The organism is Pseudoselenomonas ruminantium, assembly GCF_900113715.1.
GTDB classification, from domain to species: Bacteria; Bacillota; Negativicutes; order Selenomonadales; family Selenomonadaceae; genus Selenomonas_A; species Selenomonas_A caprae.
This window is the reverse complement of record NZ_FOQK01000004.1, coordinates 1-24,285: the sequence shown is the minus strand read 5'-3', so window position 1 is coordinate 24,285 and position 24,285 is coordinate 1. Positions and strand designations below refer to the sequence as shown.

Below are 24,285 nucleotides of genomic sequence, written 5' to 3'. Positions count from 1 at the left end.
AGGTGCCCCTTTAGGGGAGGATGAGGTTCATTTCGTAATCACATTTTAAATAAATTTACCTCATCCGAGCGCTTCGCGCCCACCTTCCCCAGAGGGGAAGACTTTATTACATATTCGGCGTAACAATAGCTGCTTCCTGCTTTTGCTGCCACTTGGCCCAGATGGTACGATACATATCCTCCACAGCCTGCACATAAGCAGGACCATCCATCAAAGGCGAATGCTGCATCATTACAGGGATTTGCTGATGCAGGATATGCAAGAGCTCTTTGTCCTTGGCCAGCGCCACGGCCTTGGCGATATACTCCTCACGCGTCGCACAGGCCAGCTCCCCCAGCCCGATATTCTGCAAGATGCTATAACTAAACCGCTCACCATGACGGCGGCCATAACGCGCAATAACCGGCACACCCATATAGAGCGCCTCACAGGTCGTACCTCCACCTGTATAAGGATACGTATCGAGCAGGATATCCACATCGAGATAGCGCGCAAGATAATCGCCGGTCGCATCCTCGAGGATATATTCCTCCGGTTTAAACCCTATCCGGTTAAGCTGACGGCCGATTATTTTTAACGCATTCGTTTTATGGCTCGAATTCTTGATAAGGATCCGGCTGCCTGGCACCTGCCGGATAATCTGTAACCAATCCTCCAGCATCGCCTCATTGATTTTGAGAAAATTATTGAAGCTGCCAAAAACAATCGGCTCATGCAGCTTGTATTCTTTTTTCACATTGAGCACCCGCACCGACGGCGTATAGCAGAAATGCGAATGTGGCAGACGCCAGATTTCCTCACGGAAATCCGCATCATGCAATCCCTCTGGATCGCAATGCGGATCGCCGAGGAAATAGTCCACAGCCGACGAACCCGAGGTGCTCATATAGCCAATGCCTGCCACCTGTACAGGTGCCGGACGATAACTCATGACCGCCATCGTCCGCCCGCCTGACGCATGCACATCAAAGTCAAACAGGATATCGATTTCATCCGCATAGATATCCTGCGCGACCCGGCTATACTCTACATTGCGCGGATAACGCCGCATCATGGCAATCTGCTGCTCGATATCATCACTGAGCAGATCCCGCCCCTCATACAGCTGATAACAATAAACGTCAAACGCATTGCGGTCATAGGCCAGCAAAAGCTGTATCGTAAAATAACTGACCACATTGTCGGTAAACTCACCGGCAATATAGCCAATCCGCAATTTATTATGACAATGGCGCGCCAAGTTATGCTCATACTGCTGCACCGCCCGTGTAAACTGATCATAGGCAAAGTGCAGCTGCCGCATCTCTGCATCCGTCACCTCCGGATAGTAATGCAGCATAAACAGGTAATCGCTAAACTCCAGCTGCTGGATACGGAACGGCTGACCTTCGCTATGCTGCAGAGCTGCCCAAGAATATTCCCGGCACTTCTGCTTATCAAAAAGCTTATAATAACATTGACTATAGTATTGCAGGATGCGCCACTCTTCATCTGGAGCATATCCCTCTTCCCGTACCAAACGGTTCAGCCGGTCCAAAGCCTGTTGTGGTGCTTCCTGGTCCAACAGCTTCAGCACCGCCCCATAGCGATTGTCCAAATCTCCTAAGTCCATTACCTTCCCACCTTTTCCAGCATCTGCCGATAGGCCGACTCCACCTCTGCCACATAGCGCTGCGTATCCATAAGCGGCGCTTGCAGGAGCATTTGCCGCAAATTTTGATGCATTGCCTGCAAAAGCTCCCTATCCTGTGCCAGCGATACCGCCCGCGCCACGTATTCCGCTGGCGTCTTGACTGCTAGTTCCCCTAGACCCGCATTTTGCAGCAGCGTAAGGCCGAAACGCGTATCTCTGCGCTCGCCGTAAAGCGATACTACCGGTACGCCCATATACAGGGCATCACAAGTAGTGCCGCCCCCCGGATACGGATAGGTATCGAGAGCGATATCGACCGCCAGATAGCGCTGCATATAATCCATCGATGCCGGTTCTAACGTAATCCTATCCACAGCTAATCCCAAATTCCGCAACCGTTTCTGCACCATAAGCTGCGCCGCCGGCTCACCGAAAATATCGCTCTTCAAAAGCAAGCGGCTGTCCGGCACCAACTCCATGATTTTTTGCCACAAAAGCAGCATATCATCGGTAATCTTCAAATAACGGTTAAAGACACCAAAGGTGATATACCCATTGGTCTGGCAGGGTGCTCCCTGCGATTCCGGCAAATCACTGCGACCCGTATAACAGAACTGACTCGTAAGCAAAACGGGCTGTTCGTGATACTTCTGCCACTCCGGCTCACTATTTTCAGGGTCCGTCCAGCCATCGGTCAGGAAATAATCCACTGCAGACAGTCCCGTCGGATGCGTATAGCCAAGGCCCGATACCTGTACGGGTACCGGCCGCCAGGCAAGGATTGGCAGTCCTGAATCTGCACTGTGCCCGCCTAAATCGACCAGAATATCGATTCCATCCTGCTGGATTCTTCTGGCCGCCTCCTCATAGGAAAGAGCCGAAATATCCACAAAATGCGCGACGGCCTTCCGGACCATGTCCGTATAGTTATCCTGCCGTGGACTGAGGCTGTAAGCATAAAGCTCAAACTGCCCGGCGTCGTGAGCCCCAAGCAACTGATAATAGAAATAGAACATCACATGCTGCCGAAAATCCGCCGACAGATAGCCGACGCGGATTTTGCGCCCCAGAGACCTCCTGGCTGGCGTCTGCGGCTGCACGGCGGCAAATAGCTTATCATAACCGCGATGTGCCTGGCCGTATGCCTCCGCGCTAAGCGGCAAATTATGCTGGGAAAGCAGCCAGGAACTGTAGAGCTGACAGCGGTCCTTGAAATCCACCGCCAGCTCGGCCGCCTGCTGGTAAAGTGCTGCCGACTCCTGGGTCCTGCCAATCTGCAGGGCGCAGTTGGCCCAAATAGCCAAAAGACTGGTCATGAATTCCGGCGTGACTTTTCCCGCCTGCTGCGCCAGTTTCTCTGCCCCCATTGAGGCGGCCTCATAACCAGCCAGATAATGCTTCTGCCGCATTTCGACGGCCGCAAGGGTACGCCATAATTCGACATCATGGGCTGCATCCTGCTGCGCAGCCTGCCGCAGCCACCAAGCGGCCCTCGCATCATCGTGCAGCGCTTCATAGGCCATAGCCCCGGCCGTCCAGGCCTTGGCTGACCGCTCAGGGAACCGCGCCGTCATCCGGCCGGCAATTTCCACCACCTTCGGCCAATCCTGACGAGCCTGCGCCAAGGCCAATTCGCTTTCTTCCTTACACTGGTTTTCCCAGCGTTCCTCCACAGAACAAGCCCGCTCGAGCCAATCTAAATGGATACGCGTAAAGGCCTGTTCGACTTCGCCCATATAATCTGCCGCCTGCATGACAGGCGACGCCAGGAGCTGCGGCCGTATCGCCTGATGATAGCAGCGCAGCCGCTCTTTGTCGTTGGCCAATGCCACAGCTTTTTCGACATATTCTTCCGGCGAGAACGCACAGAGTTCGGAAAGCCCTGCATTCATGAGCAGACTGTAGCCAAAGCGTGCATTATGGCGCTCTCCAACCAGCGTGATGACCGGTACGCCCATATACAGGGCATCACAGGTCGTACCGCCCCCCGGATACGGATACGTATCCAGCGCGATATCCATCTCGTTATAGGCCTGCAAATACTTGGCCTCCTGCTCGCCCAAAATCAACCGCTCGGTGGGAATTCCCGCCTGCTGAATGCGCTCTAGTGCCAGTTTCCTTCCATAGGGATTATTGAAAATAGCCGCCTTGAGGAAAAGTCTGCTATCGGGAACCGCCGCTAAGATTTTTCCCCAAAGTTCCAGCATCCCATCGGTCACCTTGGAAAAGTTATTAAAACTGCCAAAGGTCACATAACCATTCTTCTGAAAGGGAGCCGGTGCCGGCTGCTGCGGATTATCATGCCACATAAAGCAGAAATGGCTGTGCGGCAGACGAATGAGTTTTTCGACAAAATACGCATCGTTCTCCGGCGGGTCCGTATAATGATCTGCCAAGAAATAATCGATAGCGGGCAAACCTATCGTATCGAAATAGCCAATGCCCGATACCTGTACCGGCACGGGCTTATAAGCCATCGTTTGCAAAAATCCCCAAGCCGTATGCCCTGTAAGATCGACCAAAATATCGAGTTTGTCTTTATAGACAAGTTCGGCAACTTTTTCATCGGGCAGACCTCTTACATTCTGCCAATGATCAACCATGGCCGCAAATTCCCGGCTGGCATTATCCTCCTCACAGTCCGTATAGCAGAACACCTCGAAGCGGCGTTTGTCATAATCATGCAGAAACGCGTAGCTGAAAAATGCCACGACATGGAAATGTAAATCCGGCGAAATATAACCAATCCGTATTTTGGGGCTATTGCCGCGCCGCTTCTCATGACGATATTGCGGAATCTGTGCCAGCATCTGCCCATATTTTTCGGCGGCCTGACGCATGAATGACTGTGGCTTGTCGAGATAATGCAGGTTGAACAGATAATTACTGTATTCCGTAGCCTGCCCGTGCGCCAAATCCTTATACTTCGCCGATTCCAGATAATGCTGGGCAGCCTTCTCCCCTCGCGCCGTCTGCCGGTACAAAGTTGCCAGGATGCTATGCACAGCACCACGGTACCAGCCCACCAGCGTCTGATCTTCAAGCGATGTCGTGAATTGCTTCTCTGCCGTCTCCCAGTCTCCATTCAGGAAAGCCACACGCCCCAGATAGAAGCGGCTGATGCCATCAAGCGGGAATCGCTGCTGATATTCCACTCCCGCAGCCTCAGCCCTTGCAGCATCATTGCCATCAATATAGGCCGCCAGTATCGCCTGGAACATCGTGCGGTCGGTTACATCTGACTGCCGCAAGGCATCGGCAGTCTCAATGGCCTTATCCCACTGCCGTTTCTCCATCAGCTGGGTCAGCAGCTGATACAGCTGTTTTTTCTCCCGGTATGTCATCATAAATCTTTATCCCTCATGTCTTTTAGCATCTGCTGTGCCGCCCGCTCGATATCCTCACAACCAACCGGCAGCAATGCCGTCATAAGTGACGGCTTGCTGTCGCCTGCAGCCAGCCCCAGCCGATAAAGGAAAGCCAGCTGTTTGCTGGCAAGCTGAGCGGCACCATCGGGACGGCCAGCTGCCAGACAGTCAAGTACCGGCCGTTCACTGCTGCCAGCCTGCTTAGCGTAATAGATATAGACCAGCCCGCCATTCTGCCGAGCTAATTGCTGTGCCAAAAAAGCCGCATCAGCCTGCTTATCGTAAATGACATTAAGCACGGCGATGCAATCTGCCGCCTCAATGCCCTGCTGCTGCAAAAAGTGCCAAAAGGTCACCAATAAGCCACCATGATAGCGGTTCTGCTGCAAGCCCTGCCAATAGCACTCCTGTGCTCTGGCTGCATCACCCTGCCATTGCGCCAGCAGTCCGAGCCGCCAATAGACTGACGGCAACAGCCGTGCCGCATTGTTCATGACGCCGGCCACCGTATCTTTGGGATAATCCTTTGTCAACGCCAAACCTGCCTGCAGATCCTGCTCAGCCTGCAGATACTCTCGCCGGTCGAAATGCCACAGGCCGCGCATCAGCGGAAATTCCGCCAACTGCGGGCAGTCGCGGATAGCAGCTGCAAGGCAAGCCTCCGTTTCTTCCGCCGGATGCTTGTCATCGATACAGCAACTGGCCCATGTCTCATAGGCTCGCCCCCGCAGGTCTAACGCCAGTTCTTCATGGGCAAGAAGACGTTTCGCATAGGCAATGGCCTTCGCATGATCGCCCAATCCATACCAAATATCCATGAAGTAGCGGTCATCCAATAGCTCCGTCCGGCCATGATTCGCCGCAATACGCTCCTCCATGATTTTCAAGTTGCGACGAAGCTTTGCCTGTACTATATGCGTCGAATAGCCCGTATGATAGATTTCTATCTCATTGGCAAGTTCCAAAGGACGCCCTTTTGTCAAGGTCAGCACCTCATGGATTTTCCCACTGTAACGGAGATTCCGGCGGTTGCGGAACATCCGCAGCTGCACGAGCGTCGTCATGATGCGGTTATTATCATCTGTATCAATATTTATCAAGCGGCAGAGCACGCCCTCGATCTTCAAGTGAGGCTCCAAGCGCATCAATAACGGCCGCACCTTGGCCTGTGAAGCCGGTGTGAAATATTCATCAGCATCCAGGAACAATATCCAGTTGCCTGTCGCCTGTTCCAAGGCATAATTCTTGGCTGCGGCAAAATCGTTGCCCCAGGCAAAGGAATAGACCTTAGCCCCCGCTGCCCTTGCCATAGCCACCGTTTCATCCGTGCTGCCCGTGTCGACAACAATCATTTCATCCGCTATGGCCTGCATCGATTCTAGCCAGCGGCCAATGTTTTCCGCCTCATTCTTGACAATCACGCAGGCCGAAATCCGCATCTTCATAGCTTTTCCCTCCGCGCTATCCACGCTTGATAGGCTGGCAGATCTGGCTGCGTCGAACCTGCTGCCACCGCCCGCGTCAGGCATTCCCGCGCGGTTTCCCATTCTTGCAGGTGATACAGGCATCTACCTGTCTGATACCAAAACTCAGCTTCGTCCCCCATTTGGTCAGCAGGAATCTCAGCGAGCAGTGTATAAGCTGCCTGCCATTGCCGCTGTTCTGCCAATAGCGCCGCCGTCTGCCGCACCTGCTCCCACGGAAAATCCAGCGAAACCAGCGCATATTCCTGATAGGCATCTGCCCCAACAAAACCTTGGAGTACCTGCAATCCCGCCTGATATTCCGGCCAATCCTCTGCTGGCAATTTGTCACGCCATCCATAGATACGCGCAATGACGCGTTCCCAGGCTGCCGGCAGCAACGCCGCCCACTCATGGCAGTCGAGCGGCTGCAGCCGCCGTTTATCAACAGGCAGCATCACCAGTGCCGCAAACAGCTCCTGCACATAAATACTGGCCTGTAAGCTGGCTTGCTCGCCAGCCTCAGCATGCTGGCCTTTCGCAAATAATTCCCATAACTGCCGCTGGTTTTGTGGCAGATACGCAGTCAACAGCGAGATAATCCTGCCATGACCGAAACGCACGGCCCACGCCGCAAGATACTTGTAGCCTTGTTCCTTATCCGCAAAGAAAGCTGCCACCTGTGCGAGGAAATCTGCTGGCTGTTCCCCGCCAAGCTGATAATATGCCTGCAGGATTTCTTCATGATACGGATTGGCAGCTAACGCCTGCTGCCAGTCCAACCGTGCCCCGGCTGCATCTCCCAGCTTTGCCCGGCAAACAGCCCTGGCCGCATAGACCTCAGCCATCATGCCCTGCACCGCATTGCTGCCTGCGGCCAAATCCTGGGCAGATGCCTGTTGCAAGAACTGCGTGAGTAGTCCCTGTGCCTGTTCATACTTACCCGATTCGGCTTCGATAATTCCCTGCCAGCCAAGAAGCTCCCAATCGTCACAGCCATTCTGTCTGGCCTCCGCCAGGATTTCCAGCTGCTTGGCCGCAGGCTTTTGCAATTTACGGGCACAGTGCAGCCAGAGACGATAAAGTTCTCCCTCGCCAGCCACCGTCGTAATGCCCGACTGCAAGGCCTTCTGCGCATAAGCCGCCGCGAGTTCATACTCATGCAGTCCATATAGGCAGTCAGCCAAATACCGGAAATGCAGGGGATGCTCCCCCTGCTCCTGCATCGCCTTCATGATAAGCTGCAGATTGCGCGTAAGTTTCTGCTGAATGCGGCCAGCCGAATAGCCCGTATGCCGCACCGCAAGCTCGGCTGCATAGCTTTGCCGGATTTCACCGCGGAAGCTGTACAGTGCCTCATGAATGACTCCCCGATAGCGATATGCTCTGCGGTTGCGCCAGATGCGCAGCGCCCGGAAGCGCTGGATTTCCCGCCCCCAGGCATCCATATCCACATTGACGATAGGCACCTGCACGCCTTCAATATCCGGCTGCTGCCGCATCATATAGGCCAGAAAGCCCCGCAGACGTTGTGGTTCATAAAACGTCTCATCGGCATCAAGGAATACAATCCAGTCCGCATCATCCGGCACCTGTTCCAACGCAAAATTGCGCGCAGCCGCAAAATCATCCTGCCAGTCAAAGGAAAGCACCCTTGCTCCAGACTGCTGCGCCATCATAGCAGTTCCATCCTCAGAACCTGTATCTACCACAAGGATTTCGTCGCTATAGACAGATGCTTTGGCCAGCCAACTCTCAATTTCCCCAGCTTCATTCCTGGCAATCAAACAGGAAATAATCTTTAACCTACGCGCCTGCGCATCAAGTGTCTGCCACTCTTTTTGCTTCTCCCGCGCCACTTGGACCATAACTGACGAAAATTCCTTGGGTTCAAGACTAAGCGGGGGAAATTCTCTATCTTTCTGCAGTGCCTTTTTCATAGACGCCAGTGCTTGTGCATATTCATAGCTGGCCGCCTGGCAGATTGCCAGCTCGGCCCAAAACTCCGGCAGCTCGGGAAAGTCTTTGACCGCCGCTGCCGCCAGCTTATACCGCTCAGATTCGCGTCCCTGTTCTGCCAGATAGGAAAGCAGCATCCGATAGGAACGGCTGGCAAACGCCACTGGCCGGCGTCCCTGCGCAATATCGAGCCGTGCATAGTTCTCCATACCTGCCATATCACCAATTCCACGGCACGCCTCGGCCAAATACATGTAAAGCCTGCCGGGCTGGGTCGCATTCTTTAGTTCCTCCTGCAAAATACGCAGATTTCGCTCTGCTTTCGCCTTATTGACCGAAGCCTCATAGCCCGTATGATAGAGCTTCACCAGCTCCGGATTCAGTACACCAATGTCTTTAAGCGGCTGGCCATCCTCACAAAGCTCCTCATGAATACGCCCTGTATAGCGGAGACCAAGCCGGCGCCGGAACGCCCGCAAGACAAATATTTCGCCAAGGATATCCGTTTCATCCGTATCGATATCATAGCGCTTCATAAGCAAGGCATCATGTCCGCAATTCTGCTCTATAAGCTGCCGCAGCCTGGTACAGGATTCTTTTGCTACATATTCATCAGCATCCAAGAACAGGATATAGTCACCGGTTGCCTGTTCGATGGCAAAATTGCGCGGCCCTGAAAAGTCATCCTGCCAGGTATATGGATAGACTTTAGCCCCATAGCTCCTGGCAATCTCACATGTTTTATCCGTAGAGCCCGTATCCACAAGGATGATTTCATCGGCTGTCGGCGCTGCCGACGCCAATGAACGTGCCAAATTCTTCTCTTCATTTTTCGTGATATAACAAACAGAAATTTTCACGGCCGGCTCCTCCCCGCCAATACATCTGAAAAAAGACATACATAAATATATATTCGTCAATGCATACAAAAAACCCTCTCCCGAAGGAGAGGGTTTCGTCTACCTGAGTAGTAAAATCCGTTACCGGAATCTCGCTTACTGAAGCAGGCTGAGAACCGAGCTGCTGCTCTGGTTTGCCTGTGCCAGCATGGACTGAGCGGCCTGCATGAGAACGTTGTTCTTCGTGTATTCCGTCATCTCTTTGGCCATGTTGGCATCGCGGATCGTGGACTCCGAGCTCTGGACGTTCTCGGAAGCCGTCGTCAAGTTAGCGCTCGTGTACTCGAGGCGGGACTCGATCGAACCGATCGTCGTCTGCTGATCAAGAGCCTTAGCTACAGCATTGTCGAGAACGCTGATAGCTGCGTTAGCCTGCTGCTGCGTACCAATCTGGATGTTGGCACCCGAGGAGCTCTGGAGACCAAGAGCCTCTGCACGCATATCCGTCAGGCCGACTTTGATGCTCTGGTTTGCTTTCGTGCCAACCTGGAGAACCATAGCGTTGTCCGTGGACTTGTTCTGTGCACGGATGGACTCGGAGAAGTTGTCGAGAACTGCGTTAGCAGATTTCTGGACAGCACCCTTCGTGTTCGTTACGGAAATCGTGATACCAGAAATCTGGTTCGTCACCGAGGAACCACCAGCCGAAATCGTCAGTGCATTCGTAGCATCAGCCGTAGCAACCGTATCGCCAGCAACATCTTTACCGATGTAGGAGTTCGTACGAATCTCCGTGCTGAATGCTGCCGAACTCTGGCTGTTTGCCTTCGTGATGAGGTCAGACAGGCTGTTCGTAGCGCTGACAGAAGTCGTGTAGGTCTTGCCCTGTTTTACGAAGGAAATCGTAACTTTGTCCATCGAGTTGATGTTCAGGCTGTTGCCGTTACGATCTTTCATCTCGCAGAACTTCGTATCCCCCGTCGTAGCCGTGGAAAGGCTCTGGTTCGTCATAGCCGTGGACGTAGCTTTGACTTCGCTGTTGTGCGAACCATCTACGAGCAGTTTGCCGTTGTACGTTACGTTAGCGTTGTCGTTGATCTGGTCGATGCTCTGGTCGAGCTCTTTCTGGATCGTAGCGCGGTCGCTATCGGTGTTCGTATCGTTGGCTGCGTTGATGACTTTCTCTTTGAGAGTCTTCAGGATGTCAACCGTGGAGCTTACTGCACCCTCGGCAACTTTCATCATGCTGCTGCCGTTCTGCGTGTTGCTGTTAGCCTGATCGAGGCCGCGGATCTGAACGCGCATGCGCTCGGAAATCGCATAGCCCGAAGCGTCATCAGCAGCACCGTTGATCTTCATGCCCGAAGAAACCTTTGCCAGGCTCTTCGTCAGTGCATTGCTGTTCTTGTTCAGAGTGTTCAGCGTCGAGATTGCCGACATGTTGTTTTTTACTACCATACCCATGATAATATTCCTCCCTGATAATACAGTTAAATTATTTTGTAACGGACATCCATGCCCGTCGTTAGCTATATAATAGTAAGCTGATCCGTAAGTTTGGGGCTGCTAGCTGACCACCATTGCTTTCCTTAGCAGCTTACGTATTACCTTAAATAACTTCTTACACACTATATATCGAAGCTTTTCCGATTTCCTTAAATACTTTTTTATTTTTTTAGTATTTGCGGTTAAGAATATTGCCAACCGGATTGACAGACTGCAAATCGTAGGCGTGCACCGTAGCATTCTGCCGTTTGGATTTATTGAGCCACGATTTTGCCTTATAGATGATCTGCATATCGAGCGGCTTGATTTTCTCTACCAAGGCCTTGCATTCATCCGTCTGCCGATAAACTTCTGTCTCCGGTAGAGCCTTCATGCGCTCGACGATGACATCGCGCTGCCGCGTAAGCTCCGTAAACGCATCAATATCCTGTTTATCGATGAACTTCAAAAGCTCCTGGGAGAGTGTGTAGTACATCTCCCAGTTTGCCTTTGCCTGTTCCATTGCATCATTAGCCGACATAGCTGTCACCTTGTGCATTCTTCGTGCCCTGATCCTGACGCGCTTTTTTCATTGCCTGCGCCCAAGCATCACGAAGTTCTTTGATAATATCGATTGCTTCCTGCACCAGCTTCGTATCGCTCTTCATATTGCCTTCGACCAAACGATCGTAGGTATAATTGTAAAGCGGCATGAGCTGCTTGCTGATATCATAATCCATGTTCAGCGTAATGCGAAACTCCGAAATGATATTCTGTGCTTTCTGCAGCGAGATATTCGCCTGCTCCCACTGCTTGGCCTCAATGGCATCCTTGCCCTCATTCATGAATTTCAGGCAGCCATTGTAGAGCATAAGCGTCAGCGCCTCCGGCGTTGCCGTCATAATCTGCTGACGTTTGTAAGCTTCTGCTGCATTATTTACCATTTATTTGCCTCCTAATACGGACTTTATCCGTCACACGTCACGTGTCACCGTCCTCAAAAGAGGATCTCTTAATTGCCACCAGTAATATAATTGGCCTGCATGCTCAAGCGCTGGATGGCCTGTTCCATTGCATCATACTTCTTGTAGAGCGACTTTTCAAACGCATCCATCATCGTCTTGAAATTCGACATCTTCGTCTGCATCTCAAGAATCAAATCACCAAGCGTACTGCCATCCGATGCTGATGACGACGTACCTGCGTACGACTTCATCGTCTTCAGATTCTCATTGACCTTATCGGTAATGCGGTTGATTACGCCTTCTTTATTATAGTCCGTATAGGACTCACCCTTGGCGTTGACCGCATCGCCCGAAGCAGAAAAGAGCTGATAGACACAATCCGGATCAGCTGCCAGTGCCTTCTTGAGCTTATCCTCATCGAGGCGCAGATGACCGCGGTCCGTCGATGACTCGATACCGATGGACATCATCGTATTGTAATTGCTGTCTACCGAATCAACCGGCGTATAGATTGCCTCGCGCATTGCGCTGATAATCTTGCCAAGCGTCTGATCATGATACAACAGGCCCGATTTTTCCTTCTCGTTCCACTTCGTGATCTGATCCTGTGTCATCGCATTTTCCTGCGACTTCGTCAAGACATCGTAATCACTGTAACGAGTTTCGTTATACTTCGAGTTAAGCGAGTCAATCATCTTGTTGTAGTCTTCGACGAACTTCTTGACGTTCTCGATAAGCTTATCCGTATCCTGCGATATCGAAACTGTCGCCGAACCTACTGCTCCGACATTATAAGTAACGTTGGCAACATTGATCTTGCTGCTCGTCGTCGCATAGTCCTTACCATCGATGGTAACCGATCCATTCGTACCCGCTACCGTCAACGTATCGGTCGTGTGTCCTGCTGTCAAGCCCGCATTGAACATCGTATTGAGGAATGACCGCGAAGACGCTGCCGTATCGGTCTTGTCCATCGCATCAATCGTCAGCGTGATATCCTTGGTACTATCCGCATTTGTCAATGTCAGCTTGCCATCATTGGAAAGCGATGCCGTCACATTAAGACCAGTACCATTGATATCCTTCATCAAGTCATTGATAGACTTTGATGCAGCCTGTTCAGCCGTATAGACGATTGTCTTGCTGGCTGTACCATCATTGATAGTGAAGGACAGACCATATTCCCCTATTTTCTTTTTATCAACATCCGCAACAATAGAATTGAGACTTGTATTTTTCTCATACGCCGTCGTATTGACACTGGTCATGCTGCCAGTCGAAGACTTCGAGCTTACGCCATCCGAGGCCTCAGAAAGCTCTGGCAACGACGTCATCGAGTCACCATCAACCTTAGCCAGATTGAGATTGTTGATAAGCGCGCGCGCTGCATCATCAGCATTGGCATTCGTCGTCACGCCATCCTTCGTCTCGGCAGCTGTACGATTCTTGACCGCCAGGACAATCTGATTGTCGACACCACCATCTTTCTGATAGATGCTGAAGGCATCATTCGTCGAGTCATAGGTGGCCGTCATATTGACATTGGCATTCTTGATTTTTGCCGCCAAGTCATTGAGGGTCTGCTTGCTGTCGTAGAGCTCTGCATACGTGAAGGAAATCGTAGCAGTGGTTGTATTCTTATCCTTCGGATCACCATTGCTGATTTCGAAGGATAACGCCACCTCATTGCGGATTTTATTTTTATCCTCTTCGGTAGCGGCTCCATCCAAAACTGCCCTATATGCATCTTCATCCATTCCAATAACTTTGCTGCTGCCGCCAATTATATCCTTGATATACATGCTATTGCCGGCACTGGCATTATTGCGCGTGATTGCACTCTCCGACTGCACGTAAGCATTGCTCGATACCGAGTTGACCTTAACCGTATGGCTCATATTGGCAGCATCGGCATTCGCCGTAGCCGAAACCACTGACGAATTCGTACTGGCTGCCGTCATCGGATTCGTAGTATACGACATCTTGTACGTAGACATCGTCGAGGTTTTGAATGTATTCAGATCCGAATAAAGGCTCGTATAAGCTTCCTTGATCCACTCATTCTTGACCTCTTTTTTATACATCTTATCATATTGGCTCTGCTTATTCAGCATACCAACCTTGACCATCGAGTCAACGTCAATACCTGATCCCGACAGGCCATAAATTCCCTGTACACTCATTCCCTACACCTCCTCATCAGGCATTCTTGTCCAGGAATGCACCGAGCCAATCCTTGGCCTTTATCATGTGCTTGATCATTTCCTCTGGCGGCACTTCCTTGAGCACCTCACCAGTCTTCTTGTCCAGCATCTTGACCGACATCGTGTTGACTTCCTTATGATATTGGAATTCGAGATCGGCATCGATCCTGCGCATCAGATCGTTGAGCTCCTTCGTCATATAGCTGACGGAGTTCTCATCCATCTTCTGCTCGTCTTCTTTTTGCTGTTTCTGGTTGTTGGATTCCTGAGCGTCATCGCTCTTCTTTACCTGCTCCTTGACCGACTCCATATCCGAAGCCTTAGCCGTCGCCACTTCGGCATTGATCTTTTGCGTGCTGTCCGCCGTCTTGTTGGCACTGGCCTTCTCAGCTGCACCTACGACAATAGCAGAAGCTACCATATCCTGAACTTTACCTATCATTGTTATCCCTCCGTAGAATGAATCGAGTTTTCCCTAACCTTATTCTTGTTCTTTATGGGGCAAAGCAGCACTGAGATCCAAATCCTGTGGAGCCGGAGCTGCAGCCTTTTGGTTTTCTTCCTGAATAGCACGATAAATCTCGCCACGATAGATTTTCACCGCACGCGGTGCATCTATCGCAATCCGGACATTATCGCCCTGAACCTCAACGACATTGATGACGATATTGTCACCAATCATAATCTGTTGGCGTGGTTTACGGGTAAGTACGAGCATTATTTGTTTTCCTCCTTATGTTCCGGAAACAATCTATGCTTGGTCGTGTAGCGGCTCTTATCGAGCACGATCTGACGTGCCTGCATCGTATTCTGATTCAGGACAACGGGTGCCATGAGATTGGCCGTCATATCTGCTACCTTGCCACCAGGAATTGTCAAGAGCGTGTAGATCAGCATGTCCTCCTGGGTTTTGATGCCAAGCTTATTCTGACTGTCATCATCAAGCTCGAACTCATACTCTGGGAAGAATACGAATGGCATCGTCATGAGGAACGCCAGATCCGGCGTCGTGATTGACTGCAGGAACACGTAGGGACTCTCATCATCATAAGGGATGATGAGAAACTCATGCTCATCTTCAAAGGCTGGGATTCCATCTTCGAAATGTACTACTTTTTCTTCTTCGACTTCGATTTCGCCAAACCGTAATGTGTTGACCTTTTTCATTCGTTACGCCTCCAAATCCGCATGTTTCGTCATCTGTCATGCGTAGATATCGTATTTGCCCTCGGTCACCCAGCGTCTGACATCCGGTTTCTGCTGCAGGTACGTCTCGACCTTGCCCGGCGTGAAATGCGTCTGCGCAAAGGCCTCCGTGTCAATCTTGACCGTCACATCCCCAGGATCTACATTCCCTTCGGCCTGTACCGGCGTGAAGTGGATTTCCGGGTCAGGGATCAGATTGGCCACGATATGGCGCTGCTTGCTGATTTCCTGCTGCAGCTTGCTGTCATACCGTTGCTTGACCGGCTGCCGGCCTTTCTTGCCACCGTTCTCGATATTGTCCCAAGCCTCTTCCGTCCAGCGGGAAGTGGTCTTCTTCAGGTCACTCATGCCCTGCTGACCGTGCTCCCTGGCAAAATCCGTATGGTTCGTGAAGCCATAGGAATGCCGGCTCGGATACTGGTTTATCTCGACGGATGGCTGCGTCCAATGCGCATTGGAGCGGGCCTGCCGATTCTCACTATGCAGTTTTGCCGGTGTTGAATGGGCTTCCAGCTTTCCAAGCTGCGTGTGCATACCAATCATCGGTTGCGTTGTCCGCATATTTAACCGCAGCATAGATTATTTCACCCTTTCCCTAGGAAAATCCTGCTAATCCGTTAACTTACCTTTATTATACTATGTTTTGCGCCATTAGGCTATCATCTCAGATAATCTGCCAGCGACTGCGGCAGTATCCTGCCACCGAGCGACAAGCTCAGATTATAGATGGTCTGCTCCTGCATGAGCTGTACCGCCAGCTTCGCTACATCCGTCGAGCTGACATTCGTGATATCCGAAGTGATAAGCTCATTCTGGTTGCTGAGCATCGTATTGACCGATTCATACAGCTGCTGGCGCGCGCCAAGCTTAGTCTGCGTATTGACCGTCGTCGCATGCACACCATCAGCCACTGTCTGTCCATCCTTGCTGAGCCACTCATTATCCAGCCCCTCAACCTGTGCACGGACTGTCAGCATCTGATTAAGCATCGCTGCTCCCGATACCTTATTCCCCGAATTAGCATCATCGAAGATATCCGAGCCAAAGATTTCCGGCCCCGTAACATTGACCGTATCGGCTACAGGCTCCGTTGTACCATTCTTCTTGACCATCGATACGCCTTTGTCATCACCAGCATAATGGACAATCTGCTGTTTCACACAAATGAATGTGAACGTAATCTCAGACGGATTACCACTGCTATCCGTAACTGTCATTTTCATATTATTTGTCTTTGCCGTCTCAGCATCTGAATCCGTACGAAGCGCACCTGTATTCATGAAATACGTGGATACCTTATCTGCACCAGTGGCAAAAGAATCAATTTTACCAGCAGCATCGGTAGAGGGATTAACTTTTGAGATATTCTTGGCCACGCGATTTTTATAGCCATTTTCCACAAAGTCTTTGGTATAAACATAGCCATCCTTCGTGTTAAGATAATAAATATTCCCATCGCTCCCCTTTAGGGAAAGCATCTGTTTCAGACTGCCAGCATCATCAGCACCACTGTTGCCGCTGAAATATGCCGACTGGTTCTCATCAAGTGTCTTGGCTAAGCCACGATCGTCCTCTCCGGTCGACATGCTAAAGGGCTTCGTAAGATCCTTCTGACCGCCGAATACATAACTGTCACCCTGCATCGTGTTGCCGAGCGATACCAGCTCCTGAATCTCAGCCATCATCTCTTTACCGATAGCCTTCATATCATCGCTGTTGTTCGTGCTGTTGGCAGCAGCTACGGTTTTCTCTTTGAAGGTAGTCTGGATAGCCGTCATATTGACCAGTGCCGCATCCGACGTCTTCATCCAGGAAATCGCCGTATTGACATTTTCCTGATACTGCGTATTCTCATTTTCCGATACTGTATAGCGGAGATATTTCGAGTAGTCTACCGAATCATCCGAGGGACGGTGCAGCTTGCTGCCGTCGCCCTGCTCCAGGAGTTTCGTCTGCCGGTAGTTGGCATCATTGAGCTGTTTCTGATAGCCGTAAACCATCTGATTGCTGCTTACGCGAATAGACATTTTATTTCACCTCGTTAGTTCAAAGATTATCTGCCGACCGTACCTGTGCTATTGATAAGTTTATCGAGCATCTCATCCATGGTCGTCAGGCAGCGCGAGCAGGCACTATAGCCCTTCTGGAACGTAATCATGTTCGTGAGTTCCTCATTCCAGTCAACACCAGCTGTCGAGGAACGCCAGTTGACAATCTGCGTAATCAGATCTTCTTGTGCACTTTCCTTATCCTTAATAGATTCCGCATCGCTGCCAAGCTGCGACATCGCCGCAATGTAATAAGCATTGAGCGAGTCTTTATCTGTCGACCGGTCCTTCGTCGATACCGGTGAACCATTATTTTTGATTATTGCCGTGTTATATTTCACAGCTTCATCTTTACTCATATTGATGAGTGCCGCAATATTGACAGCATTCGTGCCGTCCTTGGTGCCGTTAGGCTTTACGCTGTAAGTCCCCGCTAAAGCCCCCGTGGAGGTAGTATCCTCCTCAACACTCAGCGTACGTGCCGCGATCAGATTCTGACCGCTTGTCGCCGAAATCTGGCTATTGACCGTCAGTGCTTTGATGATATTGATGCCCTTGAGATTATCGGTCGATGCCACCTTGCCCTTGATATCGATATTCACCGTGCTCGTAGCCGACGACACAGCAGAAATCGAGCGCACGACTGTACCAGCCTGGTAATTCGTAGCTTTGACGCAGTTATTCGTTGAATCCCACTCATAAACCGTATTGTCATCACCATAAAAGTTCAAACCGTAAGCTGGCCCCGTATATGCCGATGTACCAGCGGCATCCATCAGATTGCCATTGGCATCAGTCAGGAACGTGCCAATATTGGTATCCGTGCCGTTGATGCCCGCCCCCTGCTGATGCATATTGTTGAAGGTCGTGAGCAGGAACCCCGCCATATTGGCCACCTTATCCAGATAAGCCTTGTCCTCAGCAATCGTATCCTGCTGAGCCCGCAGAGCACCATTCTGTGGAACAAACGCTACGCCTGATTCCTTGATGTTAATGACATAATCATTGATGCCATAGTCTGCATTGTTGACAGGATCTGACATCTCTAGCGTCAACCGGTTGACACCGCCGACCATCGAGATACCATTGGACACAATCGAGTACATTCCCTTGTCATCCTCATAGACATTGAGGTTCATATACTTCGAGAGTTCGTCGACAAGCAAATCACGCTGGTCGCGAAGATCATTAGCCGTGCCACCAGTCGCTTCCTGCTGCATGATATTTTTATTAAGCAGAACGATTTTTTCCGTCGTCTGGTTCACCTTATCGACCGTCGTCTTCATGTCGTCATACTGTGCATTGATCTGCGTCTGCAGCTGCTCACCAGCTGTCTTGAGCTTGTCTGACAGGATATTACCTTTTTCGATGACAGCCACACGTGCACTAGCCGTTGACGCATTCGTCTGCAAATCATGCCAGGCATTATAGAACTCATCCATCGCATGACGGATGCCGGTCTTATCGGAGTCATCAAAGACAGCCTCTATCTTATCGTAGTTGACCTGCGTGGTTTTATAATACTGCTGGGTCGACGTCTCCTGCCAATACTGTTTATCCGCATAGACATTACGCGCACGTTCGATTGACATGGAGTCTACACCGGTTCCTACCACGACCTGTCCATAAAGAGACGAAACATTCTGTCCTCTTGTCGCTGCCAGATTCACCTTCTGGCGGCTGTAGCCTTCGGTCGAAGCATTCGTGATATTATGACCAACCGTATCCAGCGAGAGCTGATTGGAGAATACACCGCGAACCATCGTATTGAGGCCGGCAAATGTTGAACGCATATTATCTCACCCTATCTTTCATTTCCTTACAAATCCAACTGCATCAGGTATCAGACATTCGCATCGAACATCTTGATACCGCGGTGGTTCTCTACCTCAGTTGCTCCTGGCGGTGCATAGGTATCATTTGCCGCGGTCTGTGTCATCACATTGATGTGAAAATCCACAAAATCCTTGCTGCGCTGCAAGAGCGCTTGTGTCGATGCCAGTTCCTTCTGCATTTCATTCTCCAATCCATGGACTCGTGCTATAAGCCGCATGACCGCATCCCTCTCCACAGAGTCCGGCATGCTGGCCGCATAGGCTGTCATCCTCTTGTTTTCCGCTTCTTGCAGGAACTTGTCTTGCAGCTTGGCAATCTGGCCAAGCTTTGCGAGGGGAGTCTCCAGGGCCTGCACCGCTGCATTCACCCCCAAGCCATTGCTGGTATCCCGCAGGGCCTCTTTGACGGCCCGCAGTTTCTCCAGGCACTCGGTACTCAGCAGCATCTGTGCCCGCAGCAGCTTCACAGCCTCATTCATTTTCTCCCCACCTTTGTCAAAATTTTGACGCCCTACTGTCTTGCAACAAGTGTCAGGCGTCAAATTCGTAATTTTTCCGATGGCTTACGACCTCGCCGCCGCCATGACCATAAGTTGGCTCGACCGTCGCACCACCGATTCGATTCAAATGATAAGCAACGGCCTGCATCGCCCCACGGATCAGCAGGCTGTTGCCCTCGCTGAGCTCCTTGGCCGCTGCCGTGTTCTCCGACAGTGACTTGTGGAGCTGCCCTAAAATCTGTTTGAACTGCGCATTCGGCGCAAACTGCAACAAATCTTCAAGTTTGGAATCCTTCTTGATGGCACGGTTCTGCACCGCCAAATGTATCAATGCCTTCTGGCGCTGCTGTTCCAGATCCCTGATTTTCTTCGTCAACGCATCCTCATCCTTGAGCAGACTCTCCAAAGTCTTCATATCGATGGACACCAATGCGCCCCGCTTTTTTTTGCCCAGTTCGATGAGCTGCAGATAGATTTTATTGAGTTCGTTTAGTGTTGCTGCCAAATCCTGCCACATAGACTGCCTCCATCATCAGGAATCGAATCCGTATCAGTAACGCGTATCAAGCAGGCTGCCTGCCAGCTTCTGTGCATCTACCTGATAGCTGCCATCAGCTACCTGCTGGCGCAGTGCCGCCACCTTCTGCTCGCGGCTGTCATCCATGCTCTTGAGTTTCTGCAGCATGCTGCTGAAGCTCTGTGCCTCACTCGAGAACACAACCGCATCGCTCTCATGCGCCTCACGTGCTGCCGATGCCCGTTTCGTACCGGACGCCGTGCTGACATTGTACGCACCAGTCACCGCTTGAATGTTGCCATTGATTATCATCTGGTTCACCACCTGTCATCATTTTGGACTTTATCAAGATCCACAAGGGATTCTTATTCTGTCTTCTGGTAAAAGTATCGTAAAAAAAAACAGGAGACTTAACTCCTGCTTTTCAGCCATTATTCGTGATTACAATGGAATATCTTTTAAATACTCCGTTTTTCTATCTATTGCGTATCCGTTTCAGCTCAGCTTATTTTTCGAATACATGCCATGGCCCTGCGCCTGCTGTTTTGCGGCCTGCTTAGCTGCCGTGATGGCCGATGCCTTCTTCTGCAGCTCCTTGTGCACTTCCTCCTGACAGCTCTGGCAGATCTTGCCCGTAATGATAGGCGCCCCACACTTTTCACACGGATAGCTCATCTTGACACCGATCTGCTCGAAGCGGCCTTCACGGATCATCTTCTTGATCATGCCCTCAGGAGCCCCGGTAGCCTCGACGATTTCCGGAATCTTCGCCCCCGGATTATCGCGGACGTAATTGACGACCTCCGCCTCTTTTGCCTTGATCTTATCATAGCAGTCCAGGCATACACGTGTCCCATTATCTGCAAACAGCTTGCCGCACATCGGGCAATTCTTGATTTTCCCTGCCATTTTCTGTCACTCCTATCACTGTATCCCTATTGGCAATTACGTTGCACTTAAGAAATAAATTCGGCAGACAGGTTGGGTTCTCCTGCCTGCCGCCTTATTATTTTGTTTTTACCAGATCTTGCCGAGCATAAACCAGACACGCCCCTTGGCCTTAGCAGCCTCCGAAAGATTCGGATCGCCACCAATGCGGCGCGCATAGTCAAGACGCGCAAACCAGTCGTTGGGCTTCGTATAGGCAAGCCCTACCCCCCAGCCTTTGAGTGTCATACCACTCGACTTCGTGCCCACAGGCGGCTCACCGCTCTTTTGATAAGTAACATGCCCCATATCAAAATAAGTACTGAACACCAGCCCCGGTACATCGGTATAGAACCGCGTCTCTACCGTGCCCATGATGCCGACATCTCCTGAGCCTTCACCCTGCGGATACGCACGCACACCATTGGCACCGCCAAGGTACATTTCCTCCGAACCATCCAGATTACGGCTTGCAAGCTGGCCGCTGGCCTTGACGAGCACATCTGCCCGATGGCCCAGCGACTTGACCGCTGTGGCTTTCGCCTCGAGCTTGGTATAGCGGCCTGCAGTATTAGCCCCTTTATCCAACAGACGTGAATATTCCGAGTCCATACCCACAGTACCAGTCACTACCTTGGCATCATAGTTGACCGCATAGCCATCACCACGAACAAATCCGTCGACACCAGCACGGACACTATGGGAATGTTTCTTGCCCTTCTGACTGAATTTATCGATATTGTCTTCCAGCTGACGATAATCATAGCCATACGACACATTGAGACCGCTATCCGTATAATGATAGATCGGCCGGCTGCCAAACAGGCTGACCGTATTGGCTACGCCATTAGCCCCCAAATTACTGAGTGCTCCGCCAACCGTGTAATCCATGCGGCTGTAGCCAAAACCAAGCGTCGTACCACCATGGCCTACCAACATCTCATAGTTGGCATAGTAGTTATGCAGACCACCATTGGATATCAGTGTACCAGCAGACAATTTGCCGCCATTGCCACCAACGTCATAGATATTATGCTGCAGGCCATAGCGGTAACGGCCCGTATTCTGGCTGCCGTAATTCTCAACATAAAGGATGGTGTTCTCACCCTTGCTCTTCTCCAAACGCACCGTCAAATCACTTGTACCGAGCTCCTTGCCAGGGCTCAACACACCAACAGCCCGGGTACCGCTGATATCTGACAGCGTATAAAGCGCCGTCTCAAGATTTTTCGTACGGATGATCTCACCAGGTTTGAGTCCATTGACAAAGCCTTGGATAACCTTTTCCTTCATCCGTGTCTGGTTGTCAAACTTGATCTCACCATAGCGTCCCGGAATGACACGGATGGTAATCATGCCATCGGTACTCGTCTGTGGCGGCACATAGGCAGCCGCAGCCGGATATCCATGCTGACGGCAGTAACGCGTCAGCGAATTGAGTGTCACATTGAGCTGCGTCATTGTCTTGTTCTCGCCCATGCCATCCTGCAAGATGCGCGTGAGCTCGGCTTTATCGAGGTAAAGATCCGGTGCCTCAAGGCGAAAGTTCACAATCGTAAACTCCGTTTCAAGCGCACTGGTCTTTCCCTCAGGATTCAAATCCTCAACATTCGCTGCCGGTTTTGGCAGCTGCGCCGCGACATCTTCGCCAGGTTTAGTCAGTGACGATGCTGCCAGCGCTGTACCGCTCATAAAACTGAGCAAAGAAACGGCGGTTACTCCTGCTGTGATTCGTTTCTTCCACGGATTCTGCATTTCTTACTAGCCCTTCTTTCTCAACCCATCGATTGAATTTCCGCCTGCGCGTCTTTTTCCGGCGATTCCGTCGTCAACGGAACAATTTCCAGATTTACAATACTGCCATCACCATCGACCTCAATCTGAGCCACGTTGCCGGCATCGACGTTTTCCATATTTACCACGTCGTCACCTGTGATGCCAATACGTGCTAATTTATTTTTGCCTCCAGCTTCTACACGGGCAATCGCCTCAAGACCGCTGCTACCAGTTTCACTGCCTGTGCCGCTGGCGTTTTCAGCGCTGTTTGCACCGCCAGCAGATTTATTGCTCTGCGCGATATTGCCATTCTCATAGACATCGCCACTGCCAATGGTCGTAACGCCCAGCACAGTTCCCTTCTTATCGCGATACTCAAGTGCTGCCTTACCCGTACTACGGAATTCACCAGCTGCGGCTGGATCGAGTGCCGCCTGCTTGTAAGCCGTACGATCGGGGATAAAGCTGCTGTTCGGGTTGACCGTGTCATGGTACTCCCGCCCTGGGTCTGTCAGATTGACCGTAAAGGCCGTATCATTTCCAGCAGCCTGACTGAACGAATAATTCTGTCCCAGATTACCGGACGTATTTCCCTTATACCAGCCATAAACAGCATATTCACCCGGCGTCGCCGTAGTAACACCAGCACTCGGATGGAACGTAAACATATCTGCCACGCCATTATCTGCTGGAAGTACCCCGCTGACATATCCGGTAAAGGATGGCATAGCATCACCAGCATTGATAGCAGTAGGCTCAGCTACAACTTCAAGACCTTTGCGGCGAATAGTACCTTCACCTTGTACCTCATTCTCAGCCAACTGATAATTGCTATTTGCCAAGTTCAGCTTATAGTTTACCTTGTGACGGATGAGCTCATCCGAGTCTTCGCTTACACCAGCATTGGCATTATCATATTCCGCTGAAGCTGTAAGTCCGATATCATCGCCACGGACAATGCGTTCATGAATACCAACATTTGCGGCTGCATTTTTCACCGCAGTTGTACCATCATATTCCTTCTCAGCATTTGCCAGAGAATTCACCGCCAGCACACGTGGCGTAATCGTGCCATTCGTGCCGCTGAGCGTGCCCGAAAGGCCCGCTGTCTGTACTTTCTCACCGGCTTCTGCCGGCTTTGCAACAAGGTCATAGTCACCATTATCCCAACCGAGATTATACGTATAATGCTTAGTACCTTCCGCTGCATTCTTATCCGCATAGTTTGCATCCGTGACATTGATTGCCACTTTATCATTGCCGATAAGTCCAGCAGAATCTACTTGAATATTCGCGGCCGTTCCGTATTTTCCTGCTATAGCCGTTGTGCCATCATACTCTTTGACAGGGCCATCCTTCACCGATACGCCTACCGCACGCGGAGTGATCGTACCAGTTCCCTGCAGCTCATTAGTCATCAGATAATAGTTATCTTTGCCTTCGCCTGCAAGGTCAAAGCCCGTATACTTAACATTCTGAGCCGTTGCCTTGCCCTGTGCATCACGCTGGACATGTGCCGAAGCATACATTCCGTTGATGGAACCGCCTACTTGCACCTTG

General features: G+C 51.0%; 20 protein-coding genes. All 20 read right to left on the bottom strand.

Translation table 11 applies throughout. From position 1 onward, the window contains the following. Positions 1–106: 106 nt before the first annotated feature. The gene (locus tag BM181_RS02900; protein ID WP_075442315.1) at positions 107–1,612 is read right to left on the bottom strand and encodes an O-linked N-acetylglucosamine transferase, SPINDLY family protein; all 1,506 of its coding nucleotides are present in this window, start codon (positions 1,610–1,612) and stop codon (positions 107–109) included. Next, positions 1,612–4,980, bottom strand: coding sequence for an O-linked N-acetylglucosamine transferase, SPINDLY family protein (locus BM181_RS02895; protein WP_075442313.1), 3,369 nt, complete (start codon positions 4,978–4,980; stop codon positions 1,612–1,614). Before BM181_RS02895 ends, BM181_RS02900 begins: the two co-directional genes overlap by 1 nt. Beyond that, positions 4,977–6,446: a glycosyltransferase family 2 protein gene (locus tag BM181_RS02890; protein WP_075442311.1), complete on the bottom strand. Its 1,470-nt coding sequence runs from the start codon at positions 6,444–6,446 to the stop codon at positions 4,977–4,979. Before BM181_RS02890 ends, BM181_RS02895 begins: the two co-directional genes overlap by 4 nt. Further along, on the bottom strand, positions 6,443–9,283 hold the full coding sequence (locus tag BM181_RS02885) for a glycosyltransferase (protein WP_075442309.1): 2,841 nt from the start codon (positions 9,281–9,283) through the stop codon (positions 6,443–6,445). Before BM181_RS02885 ends, BM181_RS02890 begins: the two co-directional genes overlap by 4 nt. A gap of 135 nt (positions 9,284–9,418) precedes the next feature. Continuing rightward, the gene (locus BM181_RS02880) at positions 9,419–10,726 is read right to left on the bottom strand and encodes a flagellin N-terminal helical domain-containing protein (protein ID WP_075442307.1); all 1,308 of its coding nucleotides are present in this window, start codon (positions 10,724–10,726) and stop codon (positions 9,419–9,421) included. A 211-nt stretch (positions 10,727–10,937) separates the two neighbouring features. Then, on the bottom strand, positions 10,938–11,288 hold the full coding sequence (locus BM181_RS02875) for a flagellar protein FliT (RefSeq protein WP_075442305.1): 351 nt from the start codon (positions 11,286–11,288) through the stop codon (positions 10,938–10,940). Next, positions 11,278–11,691: a flagellar export chaperone FliS gene (gene fliS, locus BM181_RS02870; RefSeq protein ID WP_033171354.1), complete on the bottom strand. Its 414-nt coding sequence runs from the start codon at positions 11,689–11,691 to the stop codon at positions 11,278–11,280. Before fliS ends, BM181_RS02875 begins: the two co-directional genes overlap by 11 nt. Positions 11,692–11,759: 68 nt before the next feature. Continuing rightward, complete coding sequence (gene fliD, locus BM181_RS02865; protein WP_075442303.1) at positions 11,760–13,895, bottom strand: flagellar filament capping protein FliD; 2,136 nt, start codon at positions 13,893–13,895, stop codon at positions 11,760–11,762. A 16-nt stretch (positions 13,896–13,911) separates the two neighbouring features. Beyond that, positions 13,912–14,358: a flagellar protein FlaG gene (locus BM181_RS02860; protein ID WP_075442301.1), complete on the bottom strand. Its 447-nt coding sequence runs from the start codon at positions 14,356–14,358 to the stop codon at positions 13,912–13,914. Positions 14,359–14,397: 39 nt separating this feature from the next. Next, the gene (csrA, locus tag BM181_RS02855) at positions 14,398–14,634 is read right to left on the bottom strand and encodes a carbon storage regulator CsrA (protein ID WP_075442299.1); all 237 of its coding nucleotides are present in this window, start codon (positions 14,632–14,634) and stop codon (positions 14,398–14,400) included. Beyond that, entirely contained in the window at positions 14,634–15,083 is a 450-nt protein-coding gene (gene fliW, locus BM181_RS02850; protein WP_075428941.1) for a flagellar assembly protein FliW, read from the bottom strand. The genes csrA and fliW overlap by 1 nt, the downstream gene beginning before the upstream one ends. 36 nt (positions 15,084–15,119) lie before the next feature. Then, positions 15,120–15,698 carry a DUF6470 family protein gene (locus BM181_RS02845; protein WP_075442297.1) on the bottom strand — a complete coding sequence of 193 codons (579 nt, stop codon included), beginning with the start codon at positions 15,696–15,698 and terminating at the stop codon, positions 15,120–15,122. An 83-nt stretch (positions 15,699–15,781) separates the two neighbouring features. Beyond that, entirely contained in the window at positions 15,782–17,149 is a 1,368-nt protein-coding gene (gene flgL, locus BM181_RS02840) for a flagellar hook-associated protein FlgL (protein ID WP_075442295.1), read from the bottom strand. Positions 17,150–17,175: 26 nt separating this feature from the next. Next, positions 17,176–18,963 (bottom strand): flagellar hook-associated protein FlgK, encoded by a 1,788-nt coding sequence (gene flgK, locus BM181_RS02835; RefSeq protein ID WP_075442293.1) that lies wholly within the window; start codon positions 18,961–18,963, stop codon positions 17,176–17,178. Positions 18,964–19,013: 50 nt separating this feature from the next. Continuing rightward, entirely contained in the window at positions 19,014–19,484 is a 471-nt protein-coding gene (flgN, locus tag BM181_RS02830) for a flagellar export chaperone FlgN (protein WP_075442291.1), read from the bottom strand. Positions 19,485–19,536: 52 nt separating this feature from the next. Next, complete coding sequence (locus BM181_RS02825) at positions 19,537–20,022, bottom strand: flagellar protein FlgN (RefSeq protein ID WP_075442289.1); 486 nt, start codon at positions 20,020–20,022, stop codon at positions 19,537–19,539. A gap of 33 nt (positions 20,023–20,055) precedes the next feature. Then, positions 20,056–20,334, bottom strand: coding sequence for a flagellar biosynthesis anti-sigma factor FlgM (gene flgM, locus BM181_RS02820; protein ID WP_075442287.1), 279 nt, complete (start codon positions 20,332–20,334; stop codon positions 20,056–20,058). Between the two features lie 183 nt (positions 20,335–20,517). Beyond that, the gene (locus tag BM181_RS02815) at positions 20,518–20,931 is read right to left on the bottom strand and encodes a flagellar protein (RefSeq protein ID WP_075442285.1); all 414 of its coding nucleotides are present in this window, start codon (positions 20,929–20,931) and stop codon (positions 20,518–20,520) included. A 108-nt stretch (positions 20,932–21,039) separates the two neighbouring features. Beyond that, a complete protein-coding gene (locus BM181_RS02810; RefSeq protein WP_256211266.1) occupies positions 21,040–22,653 on the bottom strand; it encodes a ShlB/FhaC/HecB family hemolysin secretion/activation protein in 1,614 nt (537 codons plus the stop codon). Positions 22,654–22,724: 71 nt separating this feature from the next. After that, a partial coding sequence (locus BM181_RS15230; protein ID WP_177207149.1) for a YDG domain-containing protein occupies positions 22,725–24,285 on the bottom strand: 1,561 nt, incomplete at its 5' end.

What these genes read in the sequence shown, in the direction of transcription:
- flgK (WP_075442293.1), bottom strand. Translation starts at nt 18,963, where the DNA reads ATGCGTTCAACATTTGCCGGCCTCAATACGATGGTTCGCGGTGTATTC.
- flgL (WP_075442295.1), bottom strand. Translation starts at nt 17,149, where the DNA reads ATGTCTATTCGCGTAAGCAGCAATCAGATGGTTTACGGCTATCAGAAA.
- BM181_RS02890 (WP_075442311.1), bottom strand. Translation starts at nt 6,446, where the DNA reads ATGAAGATGCGGATTTCGGCCTGCGTGATTGTCAAGAATGAGGCGGAA.
- flgM (WP_075442287.1), bottom strand. Translation starts at nt 20,334, where the DNA reads ATGATAATCAATGGCAACATTCAAGCGGTGACTGGTGCGTACAATGTC.
- flgN (WP_075442291.1), bottom strand. Translation starts at nt 19,484, where the DNA reads ATGAATGAGGCTGTGAAGCTGCTGCGGGCACAGATGCTGCTGAGTACC.
- BM181_RS02825 (WP_075442289.1), bottom strand. Translation starts at nt 20,022, where the DNA reads ATGTGGCAGGATTTGGCAGCAACACTAAACGAACTCAATAAAATCTAT.
- BM181_RS02845 (WP_075442297.1), bottom strand. Translation starts at nt 15,698, where the DNA reads ATGCTGCGGTTAAATATGCGGACAACGCAACCGATGATTGGTATGCAC.
- fliD (WP_075442303.1), bottom strand. Translation starts at nt 13,895, where the DNA reads ATGAGTGTACAGGGAATTTATGGCCTGTCGGGATCAGGTATTGACGTT.
- BM181_RS02900 (WP_075442315.1), bottom strand. Translation starts at nt 1,612, where the DNA reads ATGGACTTAGGAGATTTGGACAATCGCTATGGGGCGGTGCTGAAGCTG.
- fliS (WP_033171354.1), bottom strand. Translation starts at nt 11,691, where the DNA reads ATGGTAAATAATGCAGCAGAAGCTTACAAACGTCAGCAGATTATGACG.
- csrA (WP_075442299.1), bottom strand. Translation starts at nt 14,634, where the DNA reads ATGCTCGTACTTACCCGTAAACCACGCCAACAGATTATGATTGGTGAC.
- BM181_RS02860 (WP_075442301.1), bottom strand. Translation starts at nt 14,358, where the DNA reads ATGATAGGTAAAGTTCAGGATATGGTAGCTTCTGCTATTGTCGTAGGT.
- BM181_RS02880 (WP_075442307.1), bottom strand. Translation starts at nt 10,726, where the DNA reads ATGGGTATGGTAGTAAAAAACAACATGTCGGCAATCTCGACGCTGAAC.
- BM181_RS02815 (WP_075442285.1), bottom strand. Translation starts at nt 20,931, where the DNA reads ATGGCAGGGAAAATCAAGAATTGCCCGATGTGCGGCAAGCTGTTTGCA.
- BM181_RS02895 (WP_075442313.1), bottom strand. Translation starts at nt 4,980, where the DNA reads ATGATGACATACCGGGAGAAAAAACAGCTGTATCAGCTGCTGACCCAG.
- BM181_RS02875 (WP_075442305.1), bottom strand. Translation starts at nt 11,288, where the DNA reads ATGTCGGCTAATGATGCAATGGAACAGGCAAAGGCAAACTGGGAGATG.
- fliW (WP_075428941.1), bottom strand. Translation starts at nt 15,083, where the DNA reads ATGAAAAAGGTCAACACATTACGGTTTGGCGAAATCGAAGTCGAAGAA.